This is a genomic window from Streptomyces sp. MP131-18, from assembly GCF_001984575.1.
GTDB classification, from domain to species: Bacteria; Actinomycetota; Actinomycetes; order Streptomycetales; family Streptomycetaceae; genus Streptomyces; species Streptomyces johnsoniae.
In genome coordinates, this window is sequence record NZ_LZNS01000001.1 from 4,848,426 (window position 1) to 4,865,759 (window position 17,334).

A 17,334-nucleotide genomic window follows, 5' to 3' on the forward strand; every position below is an offset into this window, starting at 1 on the left:
ATGCGTATCACCGTCGACCGCCGCCTGCCCGCCGACCACGCCGCCCGCGCCCTGCGCGCCGACGCCGAGAGCGCCCTCACCGGCCGCCCCAAGAGACTGCCGCCGAAATGGTTCTACGACGAGCACGGCAGCACCCTCTTCGACCGCATCACGCGCCTCCCCGAGTACTACCTGACCCGCGCGGAACGCCAGATACTCAACGCCCGCGCCGAAGAGATCGCCCGCCTCACCGGCGCCAGAACCCTCGTCGAACTCGGCTCCGGCACCTCCGCCAAGACCCGCGTCCTGCTCGACGCCCTCACCGCCGCCGGAACCCTGAAGCAGTACGCGCCCGTCGACGTCAGCGACACCACCCTCGACCGCGCCGCAGAGGCCATCAGCCGCGACTACCCCGACCTGCGCGTGGCCGCCACGGTCGCCGACTTCGAAACGGACCTCCCGCTCCCGGAACCGGGCCCGCGCCTCGTCGCGTTCCTCGGCTCCACCATCGGCAACCTCGACACCGAACAGCGCGCCGCGTTCCTCGCCCGCCTCCGCACCGCCCTCACCGGCGAAGGCGACGCCCTGCTGCTCGGCGTCGACCTCGTGAAGAGCCCCGCCACCCTGATCCGCGCCTACGACGACGACCAGGGCGTGACCGCGGCGTTCGACAAGAACGTGCTGCGCGTCCTGAATCGCGAACTCGGCGCGGGCTTCGACCTCGGCGCCTTCGACCACAAGGCGCTGTGGAACGCGGAGGCCGAGCGCATCGAGATGCGCCTGCGCGCCCGCGTGGCCCACAGCGTCGAGATCCCGGCCCTCGGCCTGACCGCGGACTTTGCCCGCGGCGAGGACCTGCGCACGGAGATCTCCGTGAAGTTCCGCCGCGAACCGCTGACCGAAGAACTCACCCGCGCCGCGTTCACGGTCCCCCACTGGTGGCCCGACCCCCAATCCCGCTTCGCCCTCCTCCTGGCCACCCCCACCTGACCCCACCAACCCATTCCCACCCCACGCCCTGAACCCGGTACGCTAACCCCCGGCAACGCCTCAGCCTCAGTAGCTCAGGGGATAGAGCACCGCTCTCCTAAAGCGGGTGTCGCAGGTTCGAATCCTGCCTGGGGCACGTGTGTGACCTGCGGTCGATGGAGCATCGTCGCAGGTCACAGCCGTTTTCGGGGCCGCGCATCACGGGGTTGCATACCTGGGGCGTACCTGGCTGATACCTGCGACTGACCGGGGAGTTGACGGCTCCGTCTCCCAAATTCCTCCCAAATGGTCGTGGCCTCCGCGCTGATCGGCCCGGGGGCCGTCTCGACGGCCCTCCTCCGCGGAGGAGGGCCGCTCGGCGCGTCCACGACGCCCTCCTCACCACCCACGACGAGCCGTTCGTCACGCTGATGGTCAACCCGGCGGCTGGCGACGGAAAGGTGCACGTGCTCTACAGGTCGTGGGGGCACAGCCGTCCCTGGCCTCGCCGGTGCTGAGCGTGATGATCCGCACTATCCGCTGACCGGCGCCTTCACCGAAGCGAACTGCCGGACCCGCACCGACCCGGTTGTTCCGGACGGCGATGTGCAGGGGGAGCGGGCGGCGCTCAGGGTTCGCGGGACGAGGTGGCGCAGGCGTTGTGCGGTGGCGGAATCGGCAAGATATGCGCAAAGTGGTGTGTATTCGAAGAAAGGGGACTCCGTGATCGTCCAGAAGCTTCACGAGGCCGGACTCCGCAGCGAGCACGCCTACTGTGCCGGATTCGTCAGCATCGGCCTGACGGTCGCCAGCTGGGTGGCGTCGCTGAAGGCCGAGCCGGGCGGGGATGTGGCCAGGGCAGACCGGTGGGGAATTTTCGTGGGCGAGTGGGCGCCAACGTTCTTCGGGCTGGGGATCGCTTTGGCAATGTACGAGAAGCACGATCACTGACCTCCGGCGCGCTGCCCGGTGGTCCGCCGCACCGCCGTGCCGCGAGCCATGTTCTGCGCGCCAGTGCCGGCAAGCTGCTGTGCGGGCTGCCGGTGGTCCGGCATGCGACGGGAGGCGCCCCCGGTTATAGCGGGCGGTCGGCCGATGGCTGGCCGGCTACGTGCTCTTCGCACTGATGGTGATCGCCCACTGGGGCATAACGAGTCCACCGTGCTGGTTGCCGGCCGACGGGGAGAGGCGTGAGCGGGACCAGCGTGCCGGACGGACGGCAGACACTACGCTGAGTCCAGCGGGATCGGGCCCGCCGCACAGTGTCCGGGAGGTGCTTCATGACGTCCGAGATGATGGCCCCGGCGTGGATGCATGAGCAGATCACGGCGGAGGAGTACGACTCCTGGTCCGAGGAGCAGTGCGCCGGAATCGAGACCGTTGGACGGAATGGTCGTCGTGAGTCCGAGTGCGTCCACGCGGCACAACCGGCCGACCCGGATTCTGGCGAACGCCTCGGATGCCGCCGCGGGCCCGGAGCGGAATGCCGACACGGACTTCGACGTCCGGCTTCAGGACGTTCCGCTGACCAATCGCCGCCCGGACGTCGTCGTGTACCGCGCGGACACGATCGACATCACCCCCACCCGCCCTGAGCATGTGCTGCTGGTCGCGGAGGTGGTGTCGCCCGGCTCCGAGACCACCGACCGGATCGTGAAGGTCGACCAATACGCCAAGGCCGGCATCGGCTTCTACTGGCGGATCGAGCAATCCGCGACAGGCGTTCCGCTCGTGTACACCTACGTTCTCGACTCCGCGACGAAGACTTATCGGGACGGAGACGTGTTCACCGGCGTCCTCAAGGTCGCGGCTCCCTTCCCGGTGGAATTGGATCTCACCCGGATCTGACCACGTGCTGACCAGCCGACGGCGGCGCGTGAGCGATGCGTGAGCGGACTGCCCGGTACAGGGCGGCACGAGCCGGATCAAGTGGCTCGCCGCGCGGCTCTGACCAGGGGAAACAGCGCCCCGCGGCAGCGCCAGGCACCCCCCGGCGAGGACTCGATCCCACTCCTGAAGCGGGTGTCGCAGGTTCGAATCCTGCCTGGGGCACAGGGGCGAACGCCCCGGATCGGGTCTGGTCCGGGGCGTTCTGCATGTCGGGAGGCGCGGGAGCTGTTCGACCGCGTCGTGGAAGGGCTGGGGCTCGGTATCGAGCTTGCCGCGGACCGGGCGGCGGTCACACTGTGGATGACACCGTTCCGGCGGACTCGCACGATCACCACGCAGCATGGAGGAAGGCACAGTGAAGCGCATCGGCATCATCGGGGTGGGCGAGCTCGGGCGGGCCGTCGTGACGGGGCTTTGTGACGGGGGTGACGAGTCGCCGGAGGTGTTCCTGTCTCCTCGGGGGGCCCGTGCGGCCGCGGAGCTCTCCGGGCGTTACGAGGGCGTGCAGGTGTGCGCCGGCAATCAGGCGGTCGTGGACCGCTCCGAGATGGTGCTCATCGCCGTACGCCGCCAGGACCGGCACGAAGCGCTCGCCGGCTTGCGGGTGGACGACGACAAGGTCGTGGTCAACGTGATGGCCGGTGTCAGCAACGACGACCTGCGCCGGACGCTGGCCACCGACGCCCCGCTGGTCCGGGCCATCCCCCTGCCCGACGTAGCCGAACGCCGCTGCGTCACGGTCACGTACCCGTCGCACCCGGTAGTGGACCCTTTCTTCGAGTACCTGGGCGGGGTGCTCCCCGTCGCGGACGAGGCGGCCTTCAACGTCTTCTCCGCACTGACGGGAACGCTGACCACCCACTACTCGTACCTCGCCACCCTCACGTCGTGGGCCATCGGCCAGGGCATCGCCTCCGAGGACGCGGACCGCTACGTGCGCGGTCTCTTCCAGGGGGCCGGCCGCGCCCTGAGTGATGAGGCCCGCTCCCTGCACCAGCTCGCGGCCAACCACGAGACTCCGAACGGAAACAACGAGCGCATCCGCACCACATGGTTCGACTCGGCCAACTCCGCGGCCCTCGCCAAGGTCCTCGACGACCTCCTCGCCGACCTGAAACGGCCCAGGTGAAGCAGGTAACGGGCAGGGCCGTCAGGTCCTCGCGGGGCGGGAGGTGTCCAGGGCCAGGTGTGCTGCCAGGGTGGCGAGCACCGTGCCCATGACGTACCGCTGGGCGCGCAGCCAGCCGGGGCGTCGTGCGAGGAACGCGGCGATCGTGCCCGCGGCCAGCACGAACGTGCCGTTCACGGCCACCCCGATGATTACCTGGACGCTGCCGAGGAGGAAGCCCTGCGCCATGGCGTTCCCTGCCTCCGGGTCCACGAACTGGGGGATGAGGGACAGGTACATGAGGGCGATCTTCGGGTTGAGCAGGCAGGTCATCAGCCCCATGGTGAACAGCCGGCGCGAGGACTCGCCCGGCAGCTCCTGCCGGGCGAACACCGCTGCCCCGCCCGGTCGCAGTGCCTGCCACGCCAGCCACGCGAGATAGCCGGCGCCGGCCAGCTTCACGGCAAGGTACAGACCGGGAACGACGGTGAAGACGGCCGACAGGCCGAGGTTCGCCGCCGTCAGGTAGATCAGGAAGCCGAGAGCCACGCCGCCCAGCGACACAAGACCGGCGCTCCGGCCCTGGGTGATGCTGCGTGACACGAGGTAGATCATGTTGGGCCCGGGCGTCAGCACCATCCCGAGGGCGACTGCTGCGACACCGGCTACCGCGCCTGCTGTGATCATCCGTTCAGAATTGCTGACGCCTGCCGTGGCGCACCAGTTAATTCTTCCGCGGTCGATTCGTAAGCGGACCTGAACGGTGGCGGGACGTTTCGGCAGGGGCGCGCGGGTTATTCGGAGGGGCCTGGCCGTCCAGAGGGAAAGGAGGCCGCAGTCATGTTGAGAGCCATAGCGGACATCTTCCGGGCGATCGGCGGTGCCGTTGCCACGGTGGTGTCATTGCCGTTCCGGCTCGTCGCCCGGCTTTTCGGGGGCGCTTCCGACACCGCGCACCGGCGGCACTGACCGGCGGGGCGGGTCAGGCGCCGGTGCGGTTGTACTCCTCGACCCGGTCGGGGGCGGGCAGGGCTCGACGCCCGCCTCGCGCACCTGGGCGGTGAGCTGGGCGACGTGGCGGGCGAAGGCCCGCACCAGCGTTTCCAGGCCGAGCAGCCGCCGGCGCAGCCGGTCGTTCTCCGTGTCGACCCGCTCCACGCCGGCTTTGAAGACCGCCAGGTCCGCCAGCCGGTCCTCGGGGCCGACGGCGGTCCCGGCGGCCTGCCGGTGCGCGTCGCCCTGGCCGCATACGAGCTGCCGACCGCCGCGGCCAGCGGGCCGCCCACGGCCGCCATGGCCGTCCACAGCACGTTCATCCCCGCGCGCCCTTTCCCGCGGTGCCCGGCGCGGGCACCGCGTACTCCGGCATGGCCGATGCCCACAGGCACACCCCGACGTGGGTGGTCGCGTAGCAGACCGCGACCCACAGCCCCTGCCCGTACGAGCCGGAGAACGCGCCGGCCACGTAGGCCGCCGTCCACACCGTGGGCGGTGTCAGCAGGGCGGCGAATCCGCTCAAGTCACCCCCGATCCGCACGCACGCGGCCACGGCGGCGGCCGCGCCGGCCGCGATCCACAGCCAGGCCCACGCGTGCAGCGGGGCGGCGTCGGTGAGGAGGGCGAGGCCGCGCGGGTTGGGCCATGGGGTCGAGCAGGTACTGAAGGCCCCGGACCAGCTCGCCCAGGCCCACGACGAGCAGGAACGTGCCGCGGCGGGGTCAACGCGCACCTCCCTTGGCGTCCGGTCCCCGGGAGAAGCCCGCGCCGGGCCGCAACCGCGCAGCGGCGGCCGGTGATTACCTCGAACGTGTGCCGGGGAACAGACCGGTGGACCGGTGGACCGGTGGACCGGTGCCCGGCGTTGGCCTGGTGTTCGCCGCGTGTTGGGGCGTGGGGCATCACAGACCGGTGGCAGCCGGACCATACTGCGGGCCGTCGGACGAGGGAACGTGGAGGTATTCGTCATGACGGACATGCACCAGGCGCGCGAAGCGCGGGAGGGGCGCGCCACCGGGCGGCGCGCCGTGCTGCGGGGCGGTGTCGCCGCGGCGGCCGGACTCGCGGTGCCGGGAATCGTCGCGGGGGCCGCACCGGCGTTCGCGCTGTCCGGGCGCCCGGCGGCGCGCTGGGGCGTGCAGGCCGGTGACGTCACCACCTCCTCAGGACTGGTGTGGGTGCGTTCCGACCGGCCGGCCCGCATGATCGTCGAGACCTCGGCGACCGAGTCGTTCCGCCGCCCGCGCCGCTGGTACGGGCCGCTGCTCGGTCCCGGCACCGACCACACGGGCACCACCGCGCTGCACGGCCTGCCGCCGGGGGAGCAGGTCCACTACCGGGTGCTCCTGGCCGACCCGCACGATCCGCGCCGCACGGGCGAGCCGGTGGCGGGCACGTTCCGTACCGCGCCCGCGCGGCGGCGCGACGGCGTGCGCTTCGTGTGGTCGGGCGACCTGGCAGGGCAGGGCTGGGGCATCAACCCGGGGCTCGGCGGCTACCGCGCGTTCGCCGAGATGCGCCGCCGCGACCCGGACTTCTTCCTCTTCAGCGGCGACACCGTCTACGCCGACGGGCCGATCGAGGAGAGCGTCACCCTGCCGGACGGCAGCGTGTACCACAACGTGACGACGCCGGAGAAGCGGAAGGTCGCCGAGACGCTCGACGAGTACCGCGGCAATTTCCGCTACAACCTGCTCGACGAGAATCTGCGCCGCTTCAACGCGCAGGTGCCGACCATCGTGCAGTGGGACGACCACGAGGTCACCAACAACTGGTACCCGGGGGAGATCCTGGCCGACGACCGCTACACCGAGAAGTCCGTGGACGTGCTCGCCGGGCGCGCCCGGCAGGCGTTCGCGGAGTACTTCCCGATCTCCACGCTGCGTCCCGGGCGCCGCGAGGGCCGCGTGCACCGGGTGGTGCGCCACGGCCCGCTGCTCGACGTCTTCGTCCTCGACATGCGGACCTTCCGGAACGCCAACTCGCCAGGACGGCAGCCCGACGACGCCCAGGGCATCCTGGGCCGCGAGCAACTGGACTGGCTGAAGCGGGAGCTGAGCCGTTCCCGCGCGGTGTGGAAGGTGATCGCCGCCGACATGCCGATCGGTCTGGTCGTGCCGGACGGCGAGACGGACATCGAGGCCATCGCCAACGGCGACCCGGGCGCCCCGCTGGGCCGGGAGCTCCAGATCGCGGAGCTGCTGCGCTTCATCAAGCGCCGCCGCATCACGGGAACGGTGTGGCTGACCGCGGACGTGCACTACACCTCGGCGCAGCACTACCGGCCGGAGCTGGCGGCGTTCGGCGACTTCGAGCCGTTCTGGGAGTTCGTCAGCGGGCCGCTGAACGCGGGCGCGTTCCCGGCGAACGCGCTGGACGGAACGTTCGGCCCGGACCGGGTGTTCGTGAAGGCGCCGGAGGCGTCGAACGTGTCGCCCGCCGAGGGCTACCAGTTCTACGGCGAGGTCGAGATCGACGGCGACGGCGGTGAACTGACCGTGCGGCTGCGGGAGGTGGACGGCCCTGTGCTGTTCTCCAAGACCCTTCAGCCGGGCCGGGTCGGCCAGTAGGGGGCCGAACCGGGCATACCCGGCCGGTCCCGGGCGCGGGTCGGCCCGGCGGGGCACCGCCGGGCCGATCATGACCGCATGGCAGATGACCCGGACAGCGCCGGCGAGCCGCTCGGTGGCGCGGGGCGGCTCACCACCGCTTCGCCCGGCGGGCGGCGGGTGCTCGGCAGCGCGGTGCTCGGCTCCGGTATGGCGATGCTGGACAGCACGATCGTCACCGTGGCGCTCCCGCGCATCGGCGCGGACTTCGACGTTCCGATCTCCGATCTCCAGTGGATTCTGAACGCCTACATGCTGACGCTCGCCGGGCTGATCCTGCTCGGCGGCGGGCTCGGCGACCGGTTCGGCCGCAGGCGGGTCTTCGTGTGGGGCGTCGTGTGGTTCACGGTCGCGTCCGTGCTGTGCGGTCTCGCACCGTCGGCGCCGCTGCTGATCGCGGCGCGGGCGCTCCAGGGCGTGGGCGGGGCGCTGCTGACGCCGGGTTCGCTCGCGCTGATCCAGTCCTCGTTCGACCCGGACCAGCGCGCGAAGGCCGTCGGCCTGTGGTCCGGGCTCGGCGGCGTGGCGACCGCGTTCGGTCCCTTCCTCGGCGGGTGGCTGGTCGACGGGCCCGGCTGGCGCTGGATCTTCCTCATCAACGTGCCGCTCGCGGCGGCCGTGCTGCTGCTGACGCGCGCGGTGCCGGAGAGCAGGGACTGGACGGCGGGGGGCCGGTTCGACGTGCCGGGCGCGGCGCTCGCGGCCCTGTCGCTGGGCGGCATCACCTACGCGCTGATCAACGCCCCCGCGTTCGCCGCGCTTGCGGGCGGGGTGGCGCTCGGCGCGGCGTTCGTGTGGTGGGAACGGCGCGCGCCGCGGCCGATGCTGCCGCTCGGGGTGTTCAGGTCGCGGCTCTTCACGGCGGCGAACCTGGTGACGCTGTGCCTGTACGCGGCGATCGGCGGCATCTTCTTCCTGCTGCCCACCCAGCTTCAGAACGGGCTCGGCTACGACGCGCTGACCGCGGGCATCGCCTCGCTGCCGGTGACGCTGCTGCTGACGGTCCTGTCCGGCCCTGCGGGTGCGCTCTCGCACCGGATCGGGCCGCGGCTGCCGCTGACGCTCGGCCCGCTGGTCGCGGCGGCCGGTCTCGTGCTGCTGTACCGGGTGCACCCGGGCGGCTCGTACTGGACGGACGTGTTTCCCGGCGTCGTCGTGCAGGGCCTGGGGATGGCCCTGTTCGTGGCGCCGCTGACGGCGACCGTGCTGGCGTCCGTCGAGGTCAGGCGGGCGGGGGTGGCAAGCGGCGTGAACAACGCGGCGGCGCGCGTCGCGCAGCTGGTCGCCGTGGCGGCGCTGCCGCTGGCGATCGGCCTGTCCACGGACGAGTACCGCTCGGCCGAGGCCGTCGACCGGGCGTTCGGCAAGGCGGTGCTGCTGTGCGCCGGGCTGATGGTGCTCGGCGCGGTCATCGCCTGGTTCACGGTGCCGGGACGGCTGCTGCCGCACGCCCCGGCGCCGCAGTGCACGCGGCACTGCGCGGTCGGGGCCCCGCCGCTCGAACCGGGCGGGCACCGTCGTGGGAACGGCTCATCAGCGCAGGCGGGGAGCGGTGCACCGGGTGATAGTTGACGCATGACGTCGCCCCCCGCCGGGCAGCCGCCCCGGCCGCCCGCGCCCGCGGGGGCGGTGGTCGCCGAGGCGGCCGGCGAGGTGGTCCCGGCGCGGCTGTGGACGCGCGACTTCGGTCTGTTCTTCACGGCGCGCGGCATCGCGAAGCTCGGCGACATGATGCTGCCGGTCGCGCTGGCCGCGGGCCTGGTCCAGCACGGCGGCGGAGCGGGCGCGGTGGGCCTGGCGATGGCGTCGTTCACCGGCTGTTTCGCGGGCTTCGTGGTGTTCGGCGGCGTCATCGCGGACCGCTTCGAGGCGCGGGCGCTGATGATCGGCGCCGACGTGGTGCGGATCGGCACCGAGGCGCTGGCCGCCGTGCTGTTCTTCACCGGCCACGTCGTGCTGTGGCAGGTGTGCGTGATCGGCGCGGTCAACGGGGTGTGCGCCGCGATGTTCCAGCCGGGCGTGGCGAGCACCGTGCCGCGCCTCGCGCACGACGTGCAGGCCGCGAACGGCGCCATCCGCACGGCCGAGTCCTGCATGGCGGTACTGGGTCCCGCGGCGGCCGGCGTCCTGGTCGGCTGGACGTCCGCGGGCTGCGTGTTCGCCGCGCACGCCGGAACGTACCTGCTCAGCGCCCTGTGCCTGCTGCTGCTCCGGCTGCCGGAGCGGCCGGTGCGGCCCGCGGCTGGGACGTTCCGAGCGGATCTGGCGGAGGGGTGGCGGGAGTTCCGGGCCAGGACCTGGATGTGGGGTGCCATCGTCGTCTGGATGATCCTCATGGGCGCGGCGTGGGGCCCGTCCGTTCCGCTGGTGGCGACCGAGGTCATCACGGCTCACGGCGACGGCACGTACGGCCTCGTGAACTCGGCGCTCGGCGCAGGCATGGCCGTCGGCGGGCTGCTGGCCATGCGCATCAGGCCGCGGCACCCGCTGCGCGCGGGGGCCGTCGCGCTGTTCGGCTTTTTCCTCCAGCCGGTGACGGTCGGCGCGGGGCTCGGGGTGGCGGCGATCGTCGCGGGCTTCGTGGTGGCGGGCGCGGCGATGGCGTTCTGGAGCGTGATGTGGGCGACGAGCATCCAGACGCAGGTGCCGGGGACCGTGCTCAACCGCATCCACGCCTACGAGGTGGCAGGTTCCGTGGTGATGATGCCGGTCGGCCAGGCCCTGGCCGGCCCGGCCGCCGGTCTTTTCGGCGCGTCCCAGGTGCTGCTGGCGGCGGGCGCGGTGTCGCTGGCGGCGAGCGCGGCGCTGCTGGCGGTCCCCGCGGTCCGCAACCTCACGCGGGTGGATCAGCGGCCCCTCGCGCGGCACGCCTGACGGTCCGCGGGCGGGGCGCGGTGGGGCCGGGCGCGGGCGGCCGCGGCTCAGGCGCCGAGCGGGCAGGGCAGGGAGGGGGCGGTGCCGTTGGGGGAGCAGCCGATGACGTCGAGGGTCAGGAAGCCGGTGCCACGCAGGTACCACCCGGCGTGGACGTCGCCGCCCGCCGCGAGGCGGGCGGCGGACCGGCCGGCGAGCGCCGGGACGGCCTGCCGTTCCCGTTCGACGGCGAACGCGGGCGCCGCGCGTTCGCTCTCCTGCCGGAACCACGCGGCCGCCTCGGCCGCGGTGCCGCAGGTGCGGGCGACGGCGGCGGCGGGCCGCAGCAGCCAGTCGCTGATGCGGAGCGGGGTGCAGGGGTTGGCGAGGAACCCGGGCGCCGGCGGCGCGCCCGGCGCCGCCGCCGGCCGCCGGTCGGCCTCCTGGTCGAAGACGCGGCGTTCGCCCTGCCAGTGGTAGGCGTGGAAGTGCGCGGGCCCCATGGTCCATGGTTCGACGCCCGCGCGGCCCTGCTGAACGGCCAGGGCGGTGACGCGGTGCCGCGGTGACGCGGTGCCGCGCCGGGCGGCGCTCAGCGCCGCGTGGCCCGCGGCGGTCAGGCCGGCTGCGGTGTACTAGACCGGTCGCCGAGTGACCAGGCGGCGCGCGCGTTCAGGCGGGTGGCCCTGCGCGGCGTGTCCGGTTCCGCAGGTCGGCGGGTATGCGACCGGCCGCCCGCGGGCAGGGAGTGCATGCGGGACCAGGACGGCACGGCGAGATGGGGCGAGGGCATGAGGGCGCGGCTTCCGGCGGCGGTGGTGGCGGTGGTGTCGGCGGTGGTGCTGACGGCGGGCGGCTGCGACGCGGCCGGTACCGAGGACGCGGACGACGCGGCGGGCACGGGCGGCACGAGCGGGGCGCCGCCGGAGAGCGGCACGCAGCTGCCAGGACTGCCCGACGCGGCCACCGCCGCCGACCGGCTGGCGGCACTCACCGTGGCCGAGCCGCGCGCCATGACCGGCTACTCGCGCGACCGCTTCCCGCACTGGGACAGCGCGGACGGCTGCACCGTGCGGCAGACCGTGCTGCGCCGCGACGGCGAGGACGTCACCGTGGACGACGACTGCCGCCCGGTGTCGGGCACCTGGTTCAGCGCCTACGACGGCGAGGAGTACACGGACGACGGGGACGTCGACATCGACCACGTGGTCCCGCTGGCCAACGCATGGCGCTCCGGGGCCGACGCGTGGACCGACGACGAGCGCAGCGCGTTCGCCAACGACCTGGCGCAGCCGCAGCTCATCGCCGTCGGCAGCCGCGTGAACCGGGAGAAGGGCGACCAGGCGCCGGACGCCTGGCTGCCGCCCGCCGAGGAGTTCGGCTGCACCTACGCCCTGGCCTGGACGACGGTCAAGCACGCCTACGAGCTGACCGTGACCACCGCGGAACGCGACCGGCTGGCCGGTCTGCTCGGCACCTGCGGGTGACGCGGGCGGCGCCCGCGGTGCTGCATCATCCTGGGGTGGACGATTTCGGCACGAGTGGACGCATGACCTTCGAGGCGAGGCACAGCCGCATGCGCGGCTGGTACGTCGTGGACCCCGTGGGAAGCCTGGTGCACGTGCCGGGCGACGACGGCCGTCCGAGCGCGGCGTTCTTCGGCACGGACGAGACGGCGGCCCGCACCCTGGCCGCGCACCTCAACAGCCAGCACGACATCGCCGACGGCCCGGCCTAGACAGGCCGGGCCGCCGGTGCCGTGCTGCGGTGCTGTCTTGCTGTCTGGCTGCCGTGCTGTCTTGCCGTGCTCAGCGGGCGAACGTGCTGTCGCAGTCCATGCACTGCCACCGGCGCGGCATGCCGGTGCTCGTCACGTTGATACTGCCGCAGCTCGGACACTTCATGTGAACTCCCCATCCGCTCGCCTGACATCACGCCTACCACACCGGCCGGCCGCGGTCACGGCCCGCTGCCGATGCTGCGCCGGTTGGCCTGCCGGACCTTCTCGCGCAGCAGGTCGCTCGCGTTCACCTGCCGGACGTGCTCCGGGAGCACGTTCCAGACCAGCCCGCCGCGGATGGGTCTCAGCTGGTAGGTGACGCCGTCGTGGCCCACGACCACCCCCGCCCGGCCCAGCTCGGTGTCCTGCGCGAGTGCGCCCAGCTCGATGCCGGGGCCCGCGCGCCCGGAGCGTGCGCGTTCTTCGCGCGCCTGTGGTTCCTGACTGCTCGTCGCCATGAAGGCTCGCTCCCCTGCGCTCTCCAGCGCTCTCCAGCGCTCTCCGTGGTGAGACGGTCACCAGCATCCCGCGCGACCGGCGTTCCGGCCAGTCCGGGTACGTGGCCGATTCGGCAGAGGCAACGCAGGAGTTGGCGATCTCCGCACGCGGGTACGAGCATGCCCGCCGGTCGCGCGCCCCCCCGCGCGCAGAGGACGGGGGGACCACCACCGGGTGGTCCCCCCCTGCGCTCACAGGGCGTTCGCCCGGGTGATCTCGGAGAACCAGCGGCCGCTGTCCTTCAGCGTGCGCACCTGCGTCTCGAAGTCCACGTGGACCAGGCCGAACCGCTTCGAATAGCCGTGCGCCCACTCGAAGTTGTCCAGCAGCGACCACACGAAGTAGCCGCGCAGGTCGACGCCTTCCGCGAGGGCCCGGTGCGCGGCCCTGAAGTGCTCCTCCAGGTAGCGCCGCCGGTCCTCGTCGTGGACGCGCCCCTCACGTGTGACCTCGTCCGCGAATGCCGCGCCGTTCTCCGTCACGTACAGCGGCAGCGGACCGTACTCGCGCGAGACCCGCGTCAGCGTCTCGTACAGCCCGTCCGGGTCGATCTCCCAGCCCATCTCGGTCTGGGGCACCCCGCGCTTGACGAACTCCACGTCCGGGGAGCCCACCCAGTGCGTGGGCCCCGGCCGCGGCGCGCCGGCGCGCACCACGTGGCGCGAGTAGTAATTCACGCCGAGGAAGTCGAGCGGCGCGGCGATGGTCGCCAGGTCGCCGTCCCGCACGTGCTCGGTGCCGGTGACCTCCGCGATGTCCTTCAGCACGTCGGCCGGGTAGGAGCCGCGCAGCATCGGGTCCAGGAAGAAGCGGTTCATCAGGCCGTCGATGCGGCGGGCGGCGTCCCGGTCCGCCGCGCTGTCGGTGACCGCGTCCACCGGGTACAGGTTGACGGTGACACCGACGCTGCGCGCTCCCTGGGCGCGCAGCACCTCGGCGGCGAGGCCGTGCCCGAGCATCAGGTGGTGCGCGGCGCGCACCGCGGCGGCGCCATCGGTGCGGCCCGGCGCGTGGTGGCCGCTGGCGTAGCCGAGGAACGCGGCGCACCACGGCTCGTTCAGCGTCGTCCAGTCCTGCACCCGGTCGCCGAGACGCTGGTGGATCAGCGCCGCGTACTCCGCGAACTTCTCCGCGGTCTCGCGGCGCGGCCAGCCGCCCGCGTCTTCGAGCACCTGCGGCAGGTCCCAGTGGTAGAGCGTCACCCAGGGCTGGATGCCGTGGTCGAGCAGGCCGTCGACGAGGCGGCTGTAGAAGTCGACGCCCGCCCCGTTGACCGGGCCGTACCCCTCGGGCTGGATGCGCGGCCAGGCGAGCGAGAACCGGTAGTGCGTCACGCCGAGGTCGGCGAGCAGCGAAATGTCCTCGGGGTAGCGGTGGTAGTGGTCGTCCGCGAGGTCACCGGTCTGGTTGCGGAACACCTTGCCGGGGGTGTGGGAGAAGGTGTCCCACACCGAGGGCAGCCGGCCGTCCTCGTGGACGGCCCCCTCGATCTGGTAGCTGGCGGTGGCCGTTCCCCAGGCGAAGCCCTCGGGGAACTGCTCAGGGCTCAGTTCGTTTGTCATGAGAAAAAGTTCCCGGTGTTTCGGTGTTTTTCAGTATTGCCAGTGAGATGGGGGCGCATGCAGCCCGTCGAGGGTAAGCCACAGATCATCCGGGATCGGCCAGGCGGCCAGGCGCAGGGTTTCCGCGACGCGTTCCGGCCGGGTCACGCCGACGACGGTGGCGGCGATGCGCGGGTCGCGCACGGCGAACTGGATCGCGGCGGCGGGCAGGGGCACGTCGTACCGCGCGCAGGCCGCCGCCATCTCGCGCACCCGCGTCAGGACCACCTGATCCGCGGGCGAGTAGCAGTAACGGGCGTGCTGGTCGGGCCCCTTGGCCAGGATGCCGCCGCCGAACGGGGCCGCGTTGACCACGCCGAGGCCCGCCGCGCAGGCGGCGTCGATGAGCGCGTCCGCGGAACGGTCGACGAGCGTCCACCGGTTGTGGGTGAGCAGCACCTCGAACGCGCCGGTGGCGACGTAGCGTTCCATGAGCCCGACCGGGCCGCCGGCCACGCCGATGTGCTCGGCAAGACCCTCCTCCCGTATCCGCACCAGCTCCTCGACCGGACCGCCGGGCGCCACGGCCTCGTCGAACGGCATGTGCTCAGGATCGTGCAGATACAGCAGCTGCAACCGGTCGAGACCGAGCCGTTCCAGACTGCCTTCGAGCGAACGGCGTACCTGCGCGGCCGAATAGTCACCGGTCCGCTCATCGCGGTCCACCTTGGTGGCCAGCACGAAGCCGGGCGGCAGCCCGCCGTGTTCGGCCAGGGCGGTGCCGATGAGCCGTTCACCGCGGCCGGCGTTGTAGCCCGCCGCGGTGTCCAGGAACCCGGCCGGGCTGTTCAGCACCTCCCGCACGGTCGCCACGGCGCGGTCCTCGGGCACGTCGTAGCCGAACACCGCGGGCATGCCGGACAGACCACTGGTGCCGAAGCAGATCTCCGGCACCAGCAGTCCGGTGCCGCCCAGGCGGTGCCGCGGCAGCGCGGCCTCCCCGGCGCTCATCGGGCACACTCCGGTCGCGGCGCGGCCACGGGGACTTGGGTGGTGGGCATGGCGGGTCTTCCTTCCCTCGGTGCGGCGCGGGCGGCGGCCGGTCACGGCCGCACGTCCGCATCAGCACCATGATGATCGGCCGGACGCGCACGGCAGGGGAGGCGCACAGACGGCGGCACGCGGCAGCGCGGGCCGCCCGCGTGCTCCCGGCGGGACATGTGACGCTGGAACGGCGAAGGACTCTGGTACGAGCGGGAGGCACCGAGGAATGACAACAACACCCAGGCAGGCGGGAACGGGCACGGCGGGAACGGGCACGGCGGGAGTACAGGCGGCGGGAACGGGGGAGACCGCGGCCGAGCACGCCGCCGCCGGCGCGCGGGGGAAACGCCGCAGTGGCGCGTGGTTCGCCGCCGAGGGCCGCAACGGTTTCATCCACCGTTCGTGGATGCGTAACCAGGGCTTCGGCCCGGAAGTCTTCGACGGCCGTCCCGTCATCGGCATCGCCAGCAGCTGGTCCGAGCTGACCCCCTGCAACGCGCACCTGCGCGACGTCGCCGACGCCGTCAAGCGCGGCGTGTGGGAAGCCGGCGGCCTGCCGCTCGAATTCCCCGTCATGTCGCTCGGCGAGACCCTCATGCGCCCGACCACCATGCTGTTCCGCAACCTGATGGCCATGGAGGCCGAGGAGACCATCCGCGCCAACCCGCTCGACGGCGTCGTCCTGCTCTCCGGCTGCGACAAAACCACCCCCGCCCTGCTGATGGGCGCCACCAGCGTCGATCTCCCGGCCGTCATGGTCACCGGCGGGCCCATGCTCAGCGGCAAGTTCCAGGGCCGCGACATCGGCTCCGGCACCGACGTCTGGCGGCTGAGCGAGGAAGTCAGGGCCGGCCGCATGTCGCCCGCGGACCTCAGCGAGGCCGAGGGCTGCATGTCCCGCAGCCGCGGCCACTGCATGACCATGGGCACCGCCTCCACCATGGCGTGCGTCGCCGAGGCCCTCGGCATGCAACTGCCCGGCTCGGCCGCCATCCCCGCCGTGGACGCCCGCCGTTACGCCCTCGCCCAGGCGGCGGGCCGCCGGGCCGTCGCCCTCGTCGAGGAGGACGTCAGGCCCTCGCACGTCCTGACCCGCGAGGCGTTCGAGAACGCCATCCGCGCCAACGCGGCGCTCGGCGGCTCCACCAACGCCGTCGTCCACCTGCTCGCGCTCGCCGGGCGCGCCGGAGTGCCGCTCGACCTCGACGACTTCGACCGGCTGACCACCGAAGTGCCGGTCCTGGTCGACCTGATGCCCTCGGGCCGGTTCCTGATGGAGGACTTCTACTACGCCGGCGGGCTGCCCGCCGTCCTGCGGGAACTGGACACGCTCGGCCTGCTGCACCGCGAGGCACGCAGCGTCGGCGGCGGCACGATGCACGCCGCGACGGAAAGCGCCCCCTGCTGGAACCGCGAGGTCATCCGCGCCGCCGGGGAACCGTTCCGCCCGGCCGGCGAGGGCACCGTCGTGCTGCGCGGCAGCCTGTGTCCCGACGGCGCGGTGCTGAAGATCTCCGCCGCCTCACCGCACCTGCTCAAACACCGCGGGCGCGCGCTGGTCTTCGACCGCGTCGAGGACTACACGGCCGCGGCCGACGACCCCGACCTGCCGGTCGACGCGGACACGATCCTCGTGGTGCGCAACGCCGGCCCCCGCGGCTACCCCGGCTTCCCCGAGGTCGGCAACGTTCCGGTCCCGAAGGTCCTGCTCGATGCGGGCGTCGAGGACATCGTCCGCATCAGCGACGCGCGGATGAGCGGCACCGGCTACGGCACCTGCGTGCTGCATGTCGCGCCGGAAGCCGCCGTCGGCGGCCCGCTCGCGCTGGTCCGCACCGGCGACTGGATCGAACTCGACGCCGCCGCCCGCCGCCTCCACCTCGACGTGCCCGCGGAGGAACTGGCCACCCGCACCCCGCAGGCGCCGACCGAGCCCAAGCCGGAACGCGGCTGGGCCAAGCTCTACACCGAGCACGTCATGCAGGCCGACCGCGGCGCCGACCTCGACTTCCTGGTCGGCCGCACCGGCGACGCCGTCCCGCGCCACTCGCACTGACCCCGGCGGGG

Annotated in this window: 17 protein-coding genes, 1 tRNA gene and 2 pseudogenes; 13 read left to right on the plus strand and 7 right to left on the minus strand. The window is 72.7% G+C overall.

What is annotated here, in order from left to right:
- From egtD to STBA_RS22070, 6 genes and pseudogenes are all read left to right on the plus strand, one after another.
- Positions 1 to 969, plus strand: coding sequence for an L-histidine N(alpha)-methyltransferase (egtD, locus tag STBA_RS22045; RefSeq protein WP_077060906.1), 969 nt, complete (start codon positions 1 to 3; stop codon positions 967 to 969).
- A 63-nt stretch (positions 970 to 1,032) separates the two neighbouring features.
- Positions 1,033 to 1,105: transfer RNA gene (locus STBA_RS22050), tRNA-Arg, on the plus strand.
- Between the two features lie 217 nt (positions 1,106 to 1,322).
- Positions 1,323 to 1,492 (plus strand): annotated as a pseudogene (locus STBA_RS38915) (GNAT family N-acetyltransferase); the annotation flags it as partial.
- A gap of 179 nt (positions 1,493 to 1,671) precedes the next feature.
- Positions 1,672 to 1,899, plus strand: a complete 228-nt coding sequence (locus tag STBA_RS22060; RefSeq protein ID WP_077063497.1) for a hypothetical protein — start codon at positions 1,672 to 1,674, stop codon at positions 1,897 to 1,899.
- 329 nt (positions 1,900 to 2,228) lie between these two features.
- Positions 2,229 to 2,796, plus strand: a pseudogene (locus STBA_RS22065) (Uma2 family endonuclease).
- A 382-nt stretch (positions 2,797 to 3,178) separates the two neighbouring features.
- Positions 3,179 to 3,967 (plus strand): NAD(P)-binding domain-containing protein, encoded by a 789-nt coding sequence (locus tag STBA_RS22070; protein WP_077060907.1) that lies wholly within the window; start codon positions 3,179 to 3,181, stop codon positions 3,965 to 3,967.
- Between the two features lie 21 nt (positions 3,968 to 3,988).
- On the opposite strand, the gene STBA_RS22075 is transcribed toward STBA_RS22070, so the two are convergent.
- Positions 3,989 to 4,633, minus strand: coding sequence for a LysE family translocator (locus tag STBA_RS22075; protein WP_077060908.1), 645 nt, complete (start codon positions 4,631 to 4,633; stop codon positions 3,989 to 3,991).
- A 153-nt stretch (positions 4,634 to 4,786) separates the two neighbouring features.
- Here STBA_RS22075 and STBA_RS38920 point away from each other — a divergent pair, with 153 nt between their 5' ends.
- Positions 4,787 to 4,915 (plus strand): LPFR motif small protein, encoded by a 129-nt coding sequence (locus tag STBA_RS38920; RefSeq protein WP_253194910.1) that lies wholly within the window; start codon positions 4,787 to 4,789, stop codon positions 4,913 to 4,915.
- A gap of 343 nt (positions 4,916 to 5,258) precedes the next feature.
- On the opposite strand, the gene STBA_RS22080 is transcribed toward STBA_RS38920, so the two are convergent.
- Entirely contained in the window at positions 5,259 to 5,675 is a 417-nt protein-coding gene (locus STBA_RS22080) for a hypothetical protein (RefSeq protein WP_077060909.1), read from the minus strand.
- 235 nt (positions 5,676 to 5,910) lie between these two features.
- Here STBA_RS22080 and STBA_RS22085 point away from each other — a divergent pair, with 235 nt between their 5' ends.
- The 3 genes from STBA_RS22085 to STBA_RS22095 all read left to right on the plus strand — a co-directional run bounded on the left by STBA_RS22085 (position 5,911) and on the right by STBA_RS22095 (position 10,425).
- Positions 5,911 to 7,512, plus strand: coding sequence for an alkaline phosphatase D family protein (locus STBA_RS22085; protein WP_253194912.1), 1,602 nt, complete (start codon positions 5,911 to 5,913; stop codon positions 7,510 to 7,512).
- A 78-nt stretch (positions 7,513 to 7,590) separates the two neighbouring features.
- Entirely contained in the window at positions 7,591 to 9,123 is a 1,533-nt protein-coding gene (locus STBA_RS22090) for an MFS transporter (RefSeq protein WP_079252088.1), read from the plus strand.
- A 3-nt stretch (positions 9,124 to 9,126) separates the two neighbouring features.
- Positions 9,127 to 10,425 (plus strand): MFS transporter, encoded by a 1,299-nt coding sequence (locus tag STBA_RS22095; protein ID WP_077060910.1) that lies wholly within the window; start codon positions 9,127 to 9,129, stop codon positions 10,423 to 10,425.
- A 47-nt stretch (positions 10,426 to 10,472) separates the two neighbouring features.
- On the opposite strand, the gene STBA_RS22100 is transcribed toward STBA_RS22095, so the two are convergent.
- Positions 10,473 to 10,907: a hypothetical protein gene (locus STBA_RS22100; protein ID WP_077060911.1), complete on the minus strand. Its 435-nt coding sequence runs from the start codon at positions 10,905 to 10,907 to the stop codon at positions 10,473 to 10,475.
- 249 nt (positions 10,908 to 11,156) lie between these two features.
- Here STBA_RS22100 and STBA_RS22105 point away from each other — a divergent pair, with 249 nt between their 5' ends.
- Positions 11,157 to 11,891: an HNH endonuclease family protein gene (locus STBA_RS22105; protein WP_253194914.1), complete on the plus strand. Its 735-nt coding sequence runs from the start codon at positions 11,157 to 11,159 to the stop codon at positions 11,889 to 11,891.
- Positions 11,892 to 11,926: 35 nt separating this feature from the next.
- Entirely contained in the window at positions 11,927 to 12,142 is a 216-nt protein-coding gene (locus tag STBA_RS22110) for a hypothetical protein (protein ID WP_253194916.1), read from the plus strand.
- Positions 12,143 to 12,212: 70 nt separating this feature from the next.
- On the opposite strand, the gene STBA_RS39540 is transcribed toward STBA_RS22110, so the two are convergent.
- The 4 genes from STBA_RS39540 to STBA_RS22130 form a co-directional block, all read right to left on the minus strand.
- Complete coding sequence (locus STBA_RS39540; RefSeq protein WP_079252089.1) at positions 12,213 to 12,308, minus strand: hypothetical protein; 96 nt, start codon at positions 12,306 to 12,308, stop codon at positions 12,213 to 12,215.
- 55 nt (positions 12,309 to 12,363) lie between these two features.
- Positions 12,364 to 12,642 carry a hypothetical protein gene (locus STBA_RS22120; RefSeq protein WP_253194918.1) on the minus strand — a complete coding sequence of 93 codons (279 nt, stop codon included), beginning with the start codon at positions 12,640 to 12,642 and terminating at the stop codon, positions 12,364 to 12,366.
- Between the two features lie 231 nt (positions 12,643 to 12,873).
- On the minus strand, positions 12,874 to 14,244 hold the full coding sequence (locus STBA_RS22125) for a GH1 family beta-glucosidase (protein WP_077060913.1): 1,371 nt from the start codon (positions 14,242 to 14,244) through the stop codon (positions 12,874 to 12,876).
- 30 nt (positions 14,245 to 14,274) lie between these two features.
- Positions 14,275 to 15,234, minus strand: coding sequence for an aldo/keto reductase (locus STBA_RS22130; RefSeq protein ID WP_077060914.1), 960 nt, complete (start codon positions 15,232 to 15,234; stop codon positions 14,275 to 14,277).
- Between the two features lie 259 nt (positions 15,235 to 15,493).
- On the opposite strand from STBA_RS22130, the gene STBA_RS22135 reads away from it, so the two are divergent.
- On the plus strand, positions 15,494 to 17,323 hold the full coding sequence (locus tag STBA_RS22135; RefSeq protein ID WP_079252090.1) for an IlvD/Edd family dehydratase: 1,830 nt from the start codon (positions 15,494 to 15,496) through the stop codon (positions 17,321 to 17,323).
- Positions 17,324 to 17,334: the final 11 nt, after the last annotated feature.